This window comes from Acidithiobacillus sp. 'AMD consortium' (assembly GCF_008926505.1).
In the GTDB taxonomy this organism is placed as follows: domain Bacteria; phylum Pseudomonadota; class Gammaproteobacteria; order Acidithiobacillales; family Acidithiobacillaceae; genus Acidithiobacillus; species Acidithiobacillus ferridurans.
Genome location: NZ_CP044411.1, coordinates 2,611,277 through 2,627,192, shown reverse-complemented (window position 1 = coordinate 2,627,192; position 15,916 = coordinate 2,611,277). Strand labels below are relative to the sequence as shown.

The window sequence follows — 15,916 nt, the reverse complement described above, 5'->3', positions numbered from 1 at the left end:
ACGATGCCGGCCGGGAACTTTTACCTGTCGGAGGGCTTCCAACCCAGTGTTATCCGCCGGATGAAGAACCGCCAAAAACAATGAAATCGCCAAACATTCTGGCCCTCGTGGCGCTGCTTGTGTGGGGGGGCGCCAACGCGGCGACCCCGAATTTACCCCCCTTGCCAACCCTGCCCCCGCCGCCACCCATGCCGGCGCCCCAACTGACGGGCATACAGGGCGCGGTTCTCCTGGATGTGAACAGCGGTCAGGTACTGGTGGCGGAGAACGCCGAAAAACCCCTCAACCCTTCCGGGCTGGTCAAGTTAATGACGGCCTACGTCATGTATCAGGCGGAAAAGCAGGGACTGGTGCCGCCGCAGCGGCGGGTTCATGTCTCCAACGAGGCCTGGCATGCGCAGGGTTCGCGCATGTTTATTCAGCCCCACCTGCCGGTGACCATGAGCCAACTGGAGCATGGTCTGTTGATTGACGGGGGGAATGATGCGGCTGTCGCCATCGCCCAAACGGTGGCCGGCAGCGTCGGTGGTTTCGTCGATCTGATGAATCACGACGCGGCGGCGATGGGGCTGCAACACACCCACTTTACCAACCCCGATGGTTTGCCCCAGCCGGGCCAGACCAGTACAGCGCTGGATGTCGCGCGACTCTCGAAACACTTGATCCAGGCGTATCCGCAGGTGTTACAGGTGGCGGGGAAGGTCTCTTACACTTACAACCATATCACCCAGTACAACTACAACCCGCTGGCCGGTCAGGAAAACATCAATGGTCTGGGTGTCGGCCTGGCGGCAAAGAACAGTTGGGATCTGGATGTCAGCGCGACCCGCGGCGGACGCACCCTGGTGGCCGTCGTGCTGGGGGCGCCTTCACGCAGTGCGGCGGGCAGTGATGCGAGCGCGCTGCTGGATTATGGCTGGAACGGCTGGCAGAACCTTCCATTGTATAAGGCCGGACAGGTAGTCGCACAAGTCCGTCATGTGGACTGGAGTCCGGAAGTGATGGAGGGGGTGACCACCCGCGCCGTCGTGGTGTCTGAACCCAAACAGCAGGGTGTCGGGCTGCACACGCGGTTTATTCCCGCCGCCGGTCTCAAGGCGCCGATTCGCGCCGGTGCACCCATCGGTACCCTGTCTGTCCGTTGGCACGGCCATGTCCTGCAGAGTGTGCCGGTGGTTGCACGGAGCGCCGTGCAGCCGGCGGGATGGTTCACCCGCCTGTTACACGAAGGAGAATCCTGGCTGTGATCTCCGTGCCGTCGGGCGTGTCCACACCCCTGGAAATCCAAAGCTGACGGTTCTTCGCGCCGGCATGCACAGGGTGCTGCGCCAGCCATAGGTCGCTGCAGCGATCCGCAGATGCTACAGTTCCGTACGGACGATGTTTGGGCTGAGCAGTGTCCGGCCTCCGAAAGTAAGGGTCTGTCCATGATCAGAATCCCCGATGTGATGAGATGGTCACTGCGACAGCGGTTTTTTCGCTTCGTGGCCAAGGCGCGTGTCGTATTGAATCTGGATGTCTGGTTTCCACAGATTCCGATGGCGCTGGCCGTTGGGCTGTTGGGGGGGCTGGCGATCCTGAATGCCTTGCCGCGCCTGACCCGGATCTTTCCGGCGCTGGCAGGCCTTGCCCCCTCCGCCAGCCTGACCCAGGCCCCGCTCTTATCGGCACTGGGCACGGTACCCGAGGCGATTGTCGGTATCGTCCTGTTGCTGATGGCCATCGGGTTATTGTTCCGCTCCCGCTTCTCCTGGGCCATTACTCTGATATTGGCGGCCGCGATGCTGGCCATGTTGCTGCACCACTACGGTTTTGTGTGGAGCGGCGTCGTTGCCTACAATGCGGCGATCCTGATAGCGCTGCTGGTGTTTCGGCGCCATTTTGCGCATTCGAGCGTGGCTGCGGGAACCCTGTTTGCAGCGATATCCATTTTGCTGCTGATGAGTTACGCGGTACTGGGCAGTTACGTGCTGGGCGCAGGCTTTTCGCCGCCTATCATGAATCTGGTGGATGCCCTGTATTTCTCCGTGGTTACCATGTCCACCGTCGGGTATGGAGATATCGTGCCGAAAAGCGAAGACGCCCGGATTTTTGTCATCTCCATCATCATCCTGGGCATCACCGTTTTCGCAACCTCTATTTCCGCGGTTGTCGTACCGTTGCTGAACGGCAGGATGCAGCGCCTGCTCATGGGAGAGAAACGGCGCAGTTACCGTAGTCACTACCTGATCATCGGGGATAATGCGTTGGCCCAGAATACCTACCGCGCCCTGCGCGCCAGGCATTTGTCGGCGCTGGTGCTGATGTCCGTGCTACCGGAGCGACAGTGGATGGCCACGGAAGATCTCATGATCGGTGATGCAACGGACCTGGATGTATTGCGCAGAGCGGGAGCCCAGTATGCCCTGGGAGTGCTCGCATTGCGGGCGAATGACAGTGAAAATGCCTTTATCATTCTCGCGGCGAGAGAGTTGGGTGTTCCCGGGAAAACCGTGGCGGCGGTTCAGAACGGTAAGCATCTGGAACGTCTGCGACAGATCGGGGCCGATCTCATCATCTCTCCGGAAGTGTTGGGCGGGGAACTGCTGGCGCTGGCCCTGAGCGGTGAGAGTCTGGCAGGAGATGCCATTATCAGTAAATTGTTTACCGCGAAGGCGGAAGGAGCTGAGACTTGAGTGCGTTGATCGCCATAAGCATTGCCATATTCGCCTTGATTGCACTGGGTATTGCGGCGCTATTTTTGCACACGGTGGTATGGCTGCTGGCTGCCATACTCGGTCTGTTGATCTATTTTGTCCCCAGCATCATCGCTGCCGCGCGCCACCATGAGCATTTTCTGTGGGTGCTGATATTGAACATCGTGCTCGGCTGGTCGGGCATCGCCTGGATCGCGCTGATTGTCTGGGCCATTCTCGGCGAACGGAGGGAACCACCCCCGCGCAGGCTGAGCACCGATGCCTTTAACCCTCCTGCTCGCTGACCACAAAGGTACCGAGGCGCAGGCGTCGCAGGCTGGCCGCGTAGTCTTCCGGGGCCGCGGTGGGGGCCATGGGACCGATCTTGATCTTATACAGCCCGCCCCCGGTCGTGGAGGATACCGGCACCATCTGCGCGGTGCTTATGCCGAAATCCTGCAGCTTGCTGCGCTCACGAACCGCGGTCTGTAGATGCATGGGGCTTGCTGTTTCCAGATAGATTTGCTCGGATCGCGGCGTCTGCCGCCACTGTTCCAAAGTATGGGCGGTGGCCTCCCTATGTGGGGGAAGGGGAGCGGGCGGGACCGTGCGGGCGGCGGCAGGCATGGCGCGAATCGGACCGCTGGCAAAAGTGTCGTCCACCACCGCCGTCAGCTTGGCATTGGCATTGGAGGGGGCGGTATAGGCCGGTACCGGTATCGCCGCCGGCGCTTGCGGGACCGGTGCGGGTACCGTTCCGGGCACAGTGCGTTGGACTACGGGCAGTACCCTCGGCAGCGGTGCGCCAGGTGCCGGACTGCTGGGAATCACCTGAATATGTACCGGCGTGGTGCCTCGGCTGAGCATGCCCAACCGGCTGGCGGCACCATAGGACATATCCATGATACGGCCGCTCACGAAGGGGCCGCGATCGTTCACCAGGACGACGATGCTGCGCCCGTTCTTCAGGTTGGTGACGCGCACGCACGATGGTAGTGGCAATGTCCGGCTCGCGGCGGTCATTTGCCGGGCGTGGAAGGCGGTACCCATGGCGGTCACGTCGCTGGACGACTGCCGGTCGTACCAGGAGGCGATGCCATTTTCGGAGAAATCCGCGTCACCGCGGAGCGGATGGTACCAGCGACCGTTGATTTCATAAGGCTGGTTGTAGGCGGCATTCAGGTTGGGCGCGGTGGCAAAGCAGTCCTGTCCGGTAGAATATCCCGAGCCCGCCATGGCCGAACCGTAGCTATTGCGCGGCTGGCCCGCAACATGATCAGGCATGCTCGCACAACCCGCTAGTGCTGCGGCACCAAGGCCAAAAGCCCCTAGCCTCAAAAGCCGCAGATGGAACCGTACGCGCATGTTTCCCCCTGGTCGGAACCGTTCTGGACGTTTGCCGATGCGCGGTCTCCGTCTGGAAATATCCCTACATTCTAGGCCATAGTATTTGAAAAATTTAAGTAAGGCTAGGGGTTGGCCGTTTATTCTCAAGCTGTGGACTAGAAATGCCAGCAAACCAGCCTGTACTGCTGTGGCTTCTACCGCTATGGGCCATAGCGCTTTTATCGTGGAGATTGCCGGCGCGGCTCCGGCACCCAGGAGCGTGCCATCCCTCCGCTCTCCCCCGCGTGGGTTGCAGCGGGGTGCCGGAGGGACGGCCTACCCTCGCTAGTTTCCGCTTATTGCGGGGAGCAGGTATATCCGGGCGGGCAGGCGGGTGGCTGCTGGTATTGCGGGGCCGTTGGCGTACACACATAGCCGGAGGGGCAAGGTACGTTACCTTGTGGCGCGGCATAATAGCCGGGTTGTGGCGCCGGCTGCTGCTGGCTGTGTGAGAGGCCGTAACCGGCGAGTCCGCCCAGCCCGGCACCGATGGCGGCACCAGCCAGCGGCGACCCGGTTTGATTCCCGATGACCGCGCCCGCGACGGCGCCGAGCAGGGAGCCGCCCGCCGTGTTGGCCGTAGTGCCGTTGGTGGCGTAGGGATTATTCGCGCAGCCCGCAAGCGTCAGGGGCAGTGCCGCAATCATTAACCAGCGTGCAGTGTTCATGGTCATCATCTCCTTATATCGTCTTGAGCCAGTTACATTTCATTATGATGCAAAATCCCACGGGTATGCCAGTGTGGTGAATGGGGTACACCCACCGGCCTGATCGATCGCGATGCCTGCTCCGGCAGCGGGGGCGCCGTTATGGTGAGTCCCTTCCCGAAGGAATCCCCTGCGCGGTCTTTTGCCGTATAATGGGAAAGCCGGGTTCACCCCGGACCAGCCTCATAATTTCGCTATGGAGAATGCTATGACCTTATCCTTACGCCTTGCAGTAGCTTCTTTGGTGCTGGCTCTTGGGTTGAGTGGCTGTACCGCCAGTTGGGCTCCGCAAGTCAACCCCGTACCGTACTATACTTTTTACCCGGCATCTCTCAGCGTCGTCACGGCAGCGGCGGAGAGGGCACTGCCCCAGGCGGGGATGCGGTTTACCGGATCCAAACAGATCAATCCCAGTACCGTAGAAGTGCATGGCTACGATCCAGAGGGTAACGCCATCCTGATCACCCTGCAAACCAAGGGTGCTGCGGTGACAAAGTTTTCGGCGCGTATCGGTCTGTATGGGCACCTCCGTGAGGTGGAAGAGATCGAGCACTGGATGGGGCAGTATGTAGGGCAGGCCATTGCGCGGCCCTGAACGGTCAGCGTAACTGCTCCAACCACGGGCGGTAGATGGCCGCGGCGCTGGCCAGCAACGCTTCACATCGGCGCTCCAGATGGTCGTGAATGGTCTGGCGGCTCTGTACGCCCGCACCGGCTTGTTGCAAGTCATGCGCCATGCTTTCCGTCCAGGCTTGCACCGTGGTGGGAGTGACCTCCGGGTGGCCTTGAAGCGCCAGGCAGTGCTTGCCGATGGCAAAGGCCTGCTGGGCGCAAAGGTCGCTGGAAAGCAGGGGCACTGCACCGGCTGGCAGGGAAAAGGTCTCGCCATGCCAGTGAAAGAGCGTAAACGTGTCGGGAAGCTCTGTTAACCAGGTGCTGCCCATTGCTTCCGGGGTCTTGGTGACGGGCCACCAGCCGATCTCCGGGCCATCCGGGTTAGGGGTTACCTGGCCGCCCATCGCTTGGGCAATCAGTTGCGCACCGAGACAGTGTCCCAGGACGGGGAGTTCTTCGACCACTGCCCGACGAATGATTCGTTGCTCGGTGAGCAGCCACGGGTACCGGTCCGTATCGTGGACGCTCATGGGTCCACCCATGATGATCAAGGCGCCATAGTCGGCCAAGTCATCGGGAGCCGGCACGCCCAGATCCAGGCGATATACGCCCGTTCGATGCCCCTGTGCCGCAAGAATATCGTGCAGGCTTCCCAGCCCCTCTTCCGGATGATGCTGTAAAACAAGAATCCTGGTCATGATGCAGGCCCTTCTTCAGTGATGTCGGGGTGCCATGATGGCATACAAAACGGCGGTTGCCCGCCGTGTCGTATTATAACCGTAAAGATGTCGGGGGTAGCGTTCAGTCACCAGTCACCGGCCGGCGTTCGCCGTCACCGAAAAAGGCGTAGGCTTCCTCGCCATGCACCGCATCATCGCCGATCAGCAGCTCTTCTTCCGTCATGCGCAGAGGCACGATCAGGCTGATGAGCTTGAGCAGAACGTACGTCACTATGATATTCAGCACGATGATGAATGCTGCGCCGACGAGTTGTAACCAGACCTGATGCCAGTTGCCCTCGATGGCGCCGCCCGGGGTGCTCAGGGCGAAAGCTGCACAGCCCGCCTTGGTCGCCAGTAAACCGGTCATGATACCACCGAGGAGACCCGCCACCGCATGGGTATGGAAGACCCCCAGGGTGTCATCTACCTTGCGGAAGAGCGCGGTTTTACCGAGCAGATTCATGCTGAGCCAGGGGATGATGCCGGAACTGATGCCGATGGCTATCGCGCCCCAGCCATCGACCACACCTGCCGCGGGGGTGATAGCCACCAGCCCGGTGATCATGCCTTGTACAGCACCGATGACGGATGGCTTCTTGAAGTAGAAGATATCCATGATGGTCCAGACGATGACGCTGACCGCTGTGGCGATATTGGTGTTCAGCACCGCCGCGCCGGCATCGCGGCTGGCAGCGTAGGGATCACCACCGTTGAAGCCGTTCCATCCGAGCCAGAGGATACCGGCACCGACCAGCATCAGCAGTACGTTGTTGGGCTGGAAGTTTTCACGGTCACGCGCGAGGCGTGGTCCAATCACCGCGGCCGCCACAAAGCCCGCGACACCTGCAGAGAGGTGAATGACATAACCACCGGAGTAATCGATGACGCCGAGGCTGGAGAGGAAACCGCCACCCCACAAACTGAAGGCGCCAACGGTATAGGAGAAGGTGAGCCATAAGGGAACGAAAATCATCCATGCCTTGAAGCTCATCCGTCCCAATACGGCGCCAGCCATGATCACCAGAGTAATGGCGGCAAAGACAAACTGGAAATATACCATGGTGGACATGGGAAAGGCGGCGCTGGTGTTGGAGGCCGGGATCAGGGCCTGTTTGAGTTCATCCTGCATACTGATGATGGAATGCGGCATGCCGACAAAAGGAAACCACTGATTACCGAAACCCATATTGTAGGCCCAGAGGACCCATGCGATCAGTACTGCGGCAAAGGCATAAAAGGCCATAAAAGCGGAGTTGACGGCCCACTTCTTCTTGACGATGCCCGCGTACAGGACGACGAGCCCGGGAACACTCTGCAAGCCAACGACGGTCGCTGCGGTAAGCTGCCACGCATTGTCGCCGGTATTAAGCCAAGCTACTGACATGAAGAAATTCCTCCCTATAAGGATTCGGAGCGGTTGTAAAACGGTTATAGGTGATTACAGTGCATCATTGCCGGATTCCCCGGTGCGGATACGGATGGTCTCCAGCACTTCAGAGACGAAGATTTTACCGTCACCAATCTTGCCGGTGCGGGCACCTTTTTCGATGGCCTCAATGGCCTGGTCGACGACGTCATCGCTGATTACCGTCTCGATTTTGACCTTGGGGAGAAAATCCACCACGTATTCCGCGCCGCGGTAGAGTTCGGTATGACCTTTCTGGCGCCCGAAACCTTTGACTTCGGTGACCGTGAGGCCCTGGATCCCGACTGCCGACAATGCCTCACGGACATCATCGAGCTTGAAGGGTTTTACTATGGCAGTAATCAATTTCATGACGACACCTCTTGCGCAGGGTTGGAACATCTCGGGGGGCAACGACCCCGGGGGTTAGAACATGAAGCCGGTTTCGACCATGCCCCGGAGTTGGTTCTGGGCGAGGCCGTTGGTACCCGAGAAACCAGTGCCGCTCTGCATGGATGCTGTAACATAAGAAAGCTCGGCCCGAGCGAAAAAGCCGCCGTCCTGATAAGTCGGCGTCACGGTCAGCGACCAGGCATGGGAACCGGGGCCGAAGCCGGTGAGGTTGGCGGCACCATCTGTAGCAGTGCCGGAGTTGCTGATGTACTCCACCCGCCCGGCGACGGAGATTTTGTCCGTCAGGCTGTAATCGGCAAGAATGGCGGCACCGAAGGTGCTGGTCTTTCTGGTGCCGGCACCCAGCGCCTGAATTGCGCTCGCCGGCACGCTGGTATACTGCACATAAGGCGTCACGACGAGGTTTGCGCCGGTATGGGTATAACCCAGGTCGTAAATGCTCTCGTTGTTCTGTAGCGGCGTGGTGGCAATGGACGAATAGGCGAAATTCGTATGTCCCATATTGCTGCCAGCCTGGAAGAAGACACTGTTTTCCTTGTTGATGGCCCAGGTCAGGGCGCCCGTCACCCAGTTGAAGCGATCGGAGTAGAAACCGTCATTCCAAGACAAGGAAGCGGTGACCGGCCCCATGGTGTAATTGGCCTGGATGCCTTTGTTGACGGCATTCTCCTGGCCCCAGAGCAGGCCGCGCTCGATGTTCCAGTTCTGGTAGCTGAAGGTGTATTCGGCGCCGATCAGGGTCGGGAGTTTGCCGATCTGGACATTGAAGTTATCGGTGGGGGCGATTTCAAGATAACCGACCGGCAGGGCGCCGAAGGTGTTCTGAGTGAAGGTACCGGTGGAGAAATAGCTGGAGCCCAGGGTCATGACGTTATACGCCCCTGCCTGCAGATAAAATTGCACCAGACCGGAGTTCTTCTGGATGATCACCTGACCGTTGCTGATGTCGGCGGACGCAGATTTGGTTGCCGGAGTGTTTGCCGGGCCGGAGGCGGCGGGGGCGAACTTGTTGTCCTGCCAGATGCCATAGCCGCTCGCCACGCCTTGCACATTGAGTTTACCCAGTGGACCCGCCTCGAAGGTCAGCGGGCTGGGCAGGGCCAGTGGCGATGCGTGGCCAGTCCCGATCGCCAGCGGCGATAGGGCGAGTACAGTCAGCGGAATGATTTTATGACCATAACTCCGTTTGGAACTCTTCATGTTTGCTGCTCCCTTTGGTGTGAAATTACAGGGAGCTTCTAGCAAACTTAGTGCCAACTTATAACAGGCTATAACGTAACGTTTTTTGAAAAATGGCGAGGAAGTGACCGCATTTGGTGCACCATATCAATGCGCTATGCACTATTATGGTGCAACCCTTGGGGTTGTCGGAATCGGATCTTCAGAGCGTGCCGGATTCGCTCAGGGAAAGCTCTTCCATGTTCAGATGCACATCATACCCCCAGAGGGTGTGAATCAAATGGAGGGTCTTTTGGGCTTCATCCTGATCGAGGGGCTGAGGATCCATCTGCCGTAGACGCAGATGTCGGTCCCCCCAGCGATCCACAGACACGATCTGAATGTCCGGCGGGCGGGTGCTTTCAGCGATTTGTCGGGCAAAAGCCTGGCGCAGATACTGGTAGCCCGAGTCATCATGGATGGCGCTGACCCGGTACGCCGTAGCGTCTGGGTCGTTGCTCAGGGCAAAGAGGTGCAGGTCGCGCATGACCTTGGGCGAGAGGTATTGCAGGATGAAGCTTTCGTCACGGAATTCGCGCATGGCGAAGTGAATCTGCTTGCGCCAGTCGGGGTCTCCGGCAAAGGAAAACCAGCGGCGGTCTTCGTCCGTGGGCGCGAGACAAATCCGCTTGATGTCCTGGAACACGGCAAAACCCAGGGCATAGGGGTTGATTCCGCTGTAGCGCGGATCATCAAAGTCCGGCTGGAAGGTGACGGCGGTGTGGCTGGCGTAAAACTCCAGCAGGGTGCCGTCGGTAATCAGCCCCCGGGCATGCAGGCTGTGCAGGATATGGTAATGCACGAAGCACGCGAAGCCCTCGTTCATGATCTTGGTCTGTCCCTGGGGGTAGAGATACTGGGAGATCTTGCGCACGATACGCAGTATTTCCCGCTTCCAGCCCTCCAGGTGTGGGGCGTTTTTTTCGATGAAATAGAGCAGGTTTTCCTGGGGGGCTGGCGGGAATACGTTGGCATCAACGGGCTGGCTGGTGTCATGCGGAGGCAGGGTGCGCCATATTTCCAGGAGCTGCTGCTGCAGGTAGCGTTCACGTTCTTCGCGGCGTTGCTCTTCCTCGCGGGCCGAGAGCTGGCGCGGACGGCGGCCGCGATCCACGCCGTTACGGCTGATGGCATGGGCTGCATCCAATACGTCGGTTACCGCCTCGATCCCGTAGCGCTCCTCGCAGCGGGCGATGTAGCGCTGGGCGAACGCCAGATAATCCAGAATGCCCTCCGCATCCGTCCATTGCCGGAAGAAGACATTGTTCTTGAAAAAGGCGTTATGCCCGTAAGCCGCATGGGCGATCACCAGAGTCTGCATGGTCATGGTGTTTTCTTCCATGAGGTAGCTGATGCAGGGATTGCTGTTGATCACCAGTTCATACGCCAGACCCATTTCGCCGCGACGGTACTGCCCGGATTCGATGGCACGTTGCTTGCCGAAAGACCAGTGGGCGTAATAGACCGGAAGCCCGATGGAGGCATAGGCATCGAGCATCTGCTCGGCGCTGATGATCTCCAACTGGTTGGGATAGGTGTCGAGCTGAAGTTCTTCCGCGGCGATGGCCGCAATTTCTTCGGTGACCGCATCGATCCGCGCGAAGGTCCAGTCATTGTCGGTAAAGAGGAACCTAGACATGGCTTGGCGTCTCCTCAGTGGCAAAGAGTGTCCGGAACATCGGGTAGATGTCCTCGCGCTCGCTGGCGCGGGCGGTGACCAGCTCCGGGAAGTCCTGGGCAATGGCATCGTAGAGTCGCAGCAGATCACTCTCGCTGTCCCGGTTGACCTCCAGATAGAAGAGGTTGCGCAGGCGCGGCAGCAGGTTCAGAAGGTGCTCTTCCACCACGGCGTTGTCGGCAAAATAATTATCACCGTCGGATACCTGTGCCAGATAGACATTCCATCGATCCGGGGGGAAGCGTTGTTGCATGATTTCTTCACTCAGGATGATGGCCGGAGAGACCAGCGTCCCACCTCCCTCGCGGGCGCCGAAAAAGGCCTGTTCACTGCACTCCGAGGCGGTGCTGTGGTGCTTGATGAAGACCATCTGCACCGCCTGATAATGCCGGTGCAGAAACAGATACAGCAGCAGAAAGAAGCGCTTGGCCAGGTCTTTTTCCTTTTCACCCATACTGCCCGAAACGTCCATGACGCAGAACATCACCGCGTTGGTAATGGGGTGGGGTTGCTGGTCGATATGGGCGAAGCGCAGGTCGGCCTCGTCGATGAATGGAATCGCTTTGATTTTGCGCTCCAACGCGTCAATCTGATGATCCAGTTCGCTGAGGCGCTCCTGCTCTACGGAGACATCTTGCTTCTGTGCCAGACGGTCTTGAATCTCTTCCTGCAGGACGTTGCGAGCATCCAGCAGATCCTGCAATTCGCGGCGTTTTCCGGCACGCAAAGCCAGCCGACGGGCACGGGCGGCACGCATGGTGCGGCCGACGTGCATGCGGGAGGGGCTGCCGTCCTTGATGAAACCCGCCCGCCGCCATTGATCGGCCTGGATATCCCCCTGTGCCATTTTACGCAGATTGGGTAACGCCAGTCCGTCGAAGAGCAGGTCCAGAAACTCGTCGGCGGAGAGGACGATGGCGACTTCGTCTTCTCCCAGGCCGTCGGGAGACCCCACCCGACCCTTGCCGGAACCGCCCCCCTCGGGCTTGTTGATTTCGTCGCCACGCTGATATTCCTTGTTACCGGGTAACACCCGCTCCCAGGAGGTATCGCCGAGGTCGCGGCGAAAGCTGGGTTCATGGAGATCGCGGGTGGGGATGGAAACGGGTTGGTCGGTATTGGCCAGATCCTCAATGGAGCCGGAGCGGGCCATTTTTTCGACAGCGACCTTGAGTCGGGCGCGGACACGTCTTTGCAGACGATCCTGATTGGCCGTGGATCTGGTTCCGGAACTGCGCCGGTCGATGATCATGCTCATGGCAGACTCCCTGGTGGCGACGCCTCACCCTCATTATGACCTAAAATGGGGCGGATGGTTACGGTGGACCTCCCCCATGGACGGTCCACCGGGAACGCGGTTTATTCGTAGACCTGCTCACCGTGCTGGGTGATGTCCAGCCCCTCCCGTTCCTGCTCCCCTATGACGCGCAGGCCCAGGGTCCAGTCGATGACCTTGAGGATGATGAAGCTGACGATGGCGTCATAGACAATCGTGACACCAACACCCGTCGCCTGAATGAGCAGTTGTCCGGTATTCCCTTCCAGCATACCCGCTGTACCACCGATGGCTTTCACCGCGAAAACGCCGGTCAGCAACGCGCCGATGATACCGCCGATGGCATGGACGCCGAAGGCATCCAGAGAATCGTCGTAACCCAACCGGTTCTTCAGGTAGACCGCAGCCCAGAAACAGATGACGCCCGCCGCAAGACCGATCCACAATGCACCCATGGGGCCGACAAAACCCGAGGCTGGGGTGATCGCGACGAGACCGGCTACGGCGCCAGAAGTCATGCCCAGCACCGTCGGCTTGCCGCGCGCCAGCCATTCCGCAAACATCCAGGAGAGGGCTGCCACGGCGGTGGCAATCTGGGTGGTAGCCATGGCCATCCCCGCGCGGTCGCTGGCGGCGACCGCCGAACCGGCGTTGAAGCCGAACCAGCCCACCCAGAGCAGGGATGCGCCGATCAGGGTATACATCAGATTATTGGGGTGCATGGTGTCATGGCGGTAACCGATCCGCTTGCCCATGACGAGCGCTGCGACCAGCCCGGCGATACCGGCGTTGATATGCACCACGGTGCCGCCCGCGTAATCGAGGACGCCATCCGCAGCCAGCCAGCCGGCTGGGCCCCAGACCATATGCGCGATGGGCGCATAGACCAGCAACGACCAGAGGCCGGTGAACCAGAGCAGGGCGGAGAACTTCATCCGTTCGGCAAAGGCGCCGACAATCAGGGCCGGCGTGATGATGGCGAAGGTCATCTGAAAGGTCATGTACACCGATTCCGGAATGGTGGGGGCCAGACCATTGGCGGAATCCAGGCCCATGCCGTTGAGGAAAAGTCGACTCAGCCCGCCCATGAACGCATTGCCTGAGGTGAAGGTCAGTGAGTAGCCTATGAACATCCACAGTACGGAAACCAGGGCCGTGATGGCGAAACTCTGCGCCGCCGTGGCCAGGACATTTTTCTTGCGCACCATGCCCGCATAAAAGAGGGCCAGGCCGGGGACGGTCATGAGCAGCACCAGAGCCGTGGAGCTCAGCATCCATGCCGTATCGCCGCTGTTAAAGGGTGGGGTGGTATCGGCCTGGGCCAGCGGGCTGGCCAACCATATCCATGCGCCGATTCCCGACGCCACCGGTAAAAATGGGTGTTTCGCTCCCTTCTGCATCTTGTCGCTCCTTTTTTGCCCGTTATGGGGCTGTTCGCCCCGTGCTTACTCAGATAGCGTCAAGCAATAAGTGTGCAAGCCGGGCAGGATAACGAAAAATAAGGGCTTATGGATTGTGACAGGAGGCCGGGAATGCCGAGCGCACCAAAATAGTGCGCTCTATCCGCTGCGCGCCGGTGGAGTCGGCCATCCCGGCAAAAAAAGCCCGCGGGTGCGGGCAGGAGATCGGGACAGGTCGAAGCGCGGGCCGTTGGCCCTCTTTGCGATGGCACAGCCTCTAATGATGCTTGCGATAACGCATATACCAGTCCACCAGCAGGCGTACCTGCTTTTCGGTGTAGCCCTTGGAAGTCATGCGTGCGACAAAGTCCTGATGTTTGCGTTCGTCATCCGAGGAGCTCTTCTTGCCGAAGGAAATCACCGGTAGCAGATCCTCGGTATTGGCAAACATCTTCTTCTCGATGACTGCGCGCAGCTTCTCATAACTGGTCCAGGCCGGGCTGACGCCGTCGTTGGATGCCTTGACCCGCAGCACAAAGTTTACTACTTCGTTGCGAAAATCCTTGGGGTTGGCGATGCCCGCCGGTTTCTCGATTTTTTCCAGTTCTTCGTTGAGCAGGCTGCGGTCCATGAGTTGCCCGGTATCGGGGTCACGGAATTCCGTATCCTGCAGCCAAAAATCGGCGTACTGGATATAGCGGTCAAAGAGATTCTGGCCGTAATCGCCATAGCTCTCCAGATAGGCCTTCTGAATTTCCAGACCGAGGAACTCGGCATAACGGGGGGCCAATTCGGTCTTGAGGAAGGCGAGATAGCGGGATTCCAGTTCTGCCGGAAACTGTTCGGCACGGACCTGTGTTTCCAGCACATGCAGGAGGTGTACCGGGTTGGCCGCTATCTCGTCGCCGTCAAAGTTGAAGGTGCGTGACAGGATTTTGTAAGCGAAGCGCGTGGAAATGCCGTCCATGCCCTCGTCCACGCCGGATGCGTCACGATACTCCTGCAGGCTTTTGGCCTTGGGGTCCCGATCTTTGAGGGACTTGCCATCGTAGACCTCCATCTTGGACCACAGGCTGCTGTTGCCGGGTTCCTTGAGACGACTGAGGACGGAGAAACGAGCCAGCATGTCCATGGTGTCGGGGGCACAGGGGGCGGCGTTGAGGGCGCTGCTTTCGAGGAGCTTGCGGTAGATCTGCGTCTCCTCGGTGACGCGCAGGCAATAGGGCACCTTGACGATATAGACGCGGTCGAGGAAAGCCTCGTTGCGCTTGTTGTTGCGGAAAGCAGACCATTCCGATTCATTGCTGTGGGCCAGGATGATGCCCTGGAAGGGCATGGCGCCAAAACCTTCGGTACCGTTGTAGGTGCCCTCCTGGGTGGCCGTCAGCAGGGGGTGGAGCATCTTGATGGGCGCCTTGAACATCTCGACGAACTCCAGCACGCCCTGGGTGGCGACATTGAGGCCGCCCGCATAGGCATAGGCGTCGGGATCGTCCTGGGAGAAATCTTCCAGCTTGCGAATATCCACTTTGCCGACGAGGCTGGAAATATCCTGATTGTTCTCGTCGCCCGGTTCCACCTTGGTGATGCCGATCTGGTGCAACTGCGACGGCATCAGGCGGTGCACGGTGAACTTACGAATGTCACCACCGAACTCGCGCAGCCGTTTGGCGGCCCAGGGCGACATTACGCCATTGAGGGCGCGGGAGGGAATGCCGAAGCGGTCTTCCAGCACCGGGCCATCCTCATCCCGGTCAAAGAGACCGAGGGGTGACTCGAAGAGTGGCGATACCCTGCCATGGGCGGCGAGGCAATAGATGGGATAGTGCTCCATCAGGTTTTTCAGGCGCTCCGCCAGAGACGATTTGGCGGCGCCCACCGGACCGAGCAGATAGAGAATCTGTTTACGCTCTTCCAGTCCCTGCGCTGCGTGACGAAAATACGCGACGAGGTTTTCCACCACGTCTTCAATGCCATAGAAGTCCTTGAAGGCGGGATAGGTGAGCAGTTTACGGTTCATGAAAATACGCGACAGCCGGGGATCAGCCTGGGTGTCCACCACCTGTGGCTCGCCGATGGCCGCCAGCATCCGCTCCGCGGCGGTGGCGTAAGCCATGGGATCCCGGGCACAAAGGTCCAGATACTCATCGATGGAAAGGGTGACTTCCTGCTGCTGCAGGAAACGCTCCTGGTAACGGTCGAATAACGCCATTTGCCACTCCTTGCGGCATTGCCGCGTCTGCGATTGGTTAGACCGGCATCGGTCGTCGCGGTTCGCTATGGGGAAGACCCCGTGTACACCATGAAACTAGCATTTCCTGTGCCAGTTTGACATTTGCTGCTCCAGTCGCCTGCCGTTCTACCATGGAGATGATCGTGTGCAATCACCCCGAATAGGGTGCGCTGGAGTGGTGCGCCAT

Annotated in this window: 14 protein-coding genes; 4 read left to right on the top strand and 10 right to left on the bottom strand. The window is 59.5% G+C overall.

Annotation, left to right across the window (positions count from 1 at the left end; genetic code table 11):
* Positions 1-80: 80 nt before the first annotated feature.
* The 3 genes from F6A13_RS13725 to F6A13_RS13715 all read left to right on the top strand — a co-directional run bounded on the left by F6A13_RS13725 (position 81) and on the right by F6A13_RS13715 (position 2,980).
* Positions 81-1,247, top strand: a complete 1,167-nt coding sequence (locus F6A13_RS13725; RefSeq protein ID WP_126604428.1) for a D-alanyl-D-alanine carboxypeptidase family protein — start codon at positions 81-83, stop codon at positions 1,245-1,247.
* Between the two features lie 180 nt (positions 1,248-1,427).
* A complete protein-coding gene (kch, locus tag F6A13_RS13720; protein ID WP_172959334.1) occupies positions 1,428-2,675 on the top strand; it encodes a voltage-gated potassium channel protein in 1,248 nt (415 codons plus the stop codon).
* Entirely contained in the window at positions 2,672-2,980 is a 309-nt protein-coding gene (locus F6A13_RS13715; RefSeq protein ID WP_113527618.1) for a superinfection immunity protein, read from the top strand. Before kch ends, F6A13_RS13715 begins: the two co-directional genes overlap by 4 nt.
* Here the strand turns inward: F6A13_RS13715 and F6A13_RS13710 are convergent.
* Both F6A13_RS13710 and F6A13_RS13705 read right to left on the bottom strand, forming a co-directional pair.
* Entirely contained in the window at positions 2,961-4,040 is a 1,080-nt protein-coding gene (locus F6A13_RS13710; RefSeq protein WP_113527617.1) for a septal ring lytic transglycosylase RlpA family protein, read from the bottom strand. The genes F6A13_RS13715 and F6A13_RS13710 overlap by 20 nt on opposite strands.
* 317 nt (positions 4,041-4,357) lie before the next feature.
* Positions 4,358-4,729, bottom strand: coding sequence for a glycine zipper domain-containing protein (locus F6A13_RS13705; RefSeq protein ID WP_012537475.1), 372 nt, complete (start codon positions 4,727-4,729; stop codon positions 4,358-4,360).
* A 247-nt stretch (positions 4,730-4,976) separates the two neighbouring features.
* On the opposite strand from F6A13_RS13705, the gene F6A13_RS13700 reads away from it, so the two are divergent.
* Positions 4,977-5,363, top strand: a complete 387-nt coding sequence (locus F6A13_RS13700) for a hypothetical protein (RefSeq protein WP_113527616.1) — start codon at positions 4,977-4,979, stop codon at positions 5,361-5,363.
* 4 nt (positions 5,364-5,367) lie between these two features.
* Here F6A13_RS13700 and F6A13_RS13695 read toward each other — a convergent pair whose 3' ends face one another.
* The 8 genes from F6A13_RS13695 to F6A13_RS13660 form a co-directional block, all read right to left on the bottom strand.
* Positions 5,368-6,081, bottom strand: coding sequence for a type 1 glutamine amidotransferase (locus F6A13_RS13695; RefSeq protein ID WP_126604427.1), 714 nt, complete (start codon positions 6,079-6,081; stop codon positions 5,368-5,370).
* 103 nt (positions 6,082-6,184) lie between these two features.
* Positions 6,185-7,489: an ammonium transporter gene (locus F6A13_RS13690; RefSeq protein WP_113527614.1), complete on the bottom strand. Its 1,305-nt coding sequence runs from the start codon at positions 7,487-7,489 to the stop codon at positions 6,185-6,187.
* Positions 7,490-7,543: 54 nt separating this feature from the next.
* The gene (gene glnK / locus F6A13_RS13685; RefSeq protein ID WP_113527613.1) at positions 7,544-7,882 is read right to left on the bottom strand and encodes a P-II family nitrogen regulator; all 339 of its coding nucleotides are present in this window, start codon (positions 7,880-7,882) and stop codon (positions 7,544-7,546) included.
* A 54-nt stretch (positions 7,883-7,936) separates the two neighbouring features.
* Positions 7,937-9,124, bottom strand: coding sequence for a porin (locus tag F6A13_RS13680; RefSeq protein ID WP_126604426.1), 1,188 nt, complete (start codon positions 9,122-9,124; stop codon positions 7,937-7,939).
* A 181-nt stretch (positions 9,125-9,305) separates the two neighbouring features.
* Positions 9,306-10,781, bottom strand: coding sequence for a SpoVR family protein (locus F6A13_RS13675; RefSeq protein WP_151528351.1), 1,476 nt, complete (start codon positions 10,779-10,781; stop codon positions 9,306-9,308).
* Positions 10,774-12,078 carry a YeaH/YhbH family protein gene (locus F6A13_RS13670; RefSeq protein ID WP_113527555.1) on the bottom strand — a complete coding sequence of 435 codons (1,305 nt, stop codon included), beginning with the start codon at positions 12,076-12,078 and terminating at the stop codon, positions 10,774-10,776. The genes F6A13_RS13675 and F6A13_RS13670 overlap by 8 nt, the downstream gene beginning before the upstream one ends.
* Before the next feature lie 101 nt (positions 12,079-12,179).
* Positions 12,180-13,496, bottom strand: coding sequence for an ammonium transporter (locus tag F6A13_RS13665; RefSeq protein ID WP_225981850.1), 1,317 nt, complete (start codon positions 13,494-13,496; stop codon positions 12,180-12,182).
* Positions 13,497-13,773: 277 nt separating this feature from the next.
* Entirely contained in the window at positions 13,774-15,708 is a 1,935-nt protein-coding gene (locus F6A13_RS13660) for a PrkA family serine protein kinase (RefSeq protein WP_126604425.1), read from the bottom strand.
* Between the last annotated feature and the right edge of the window lie 208 nt (positions 15,709-15,916).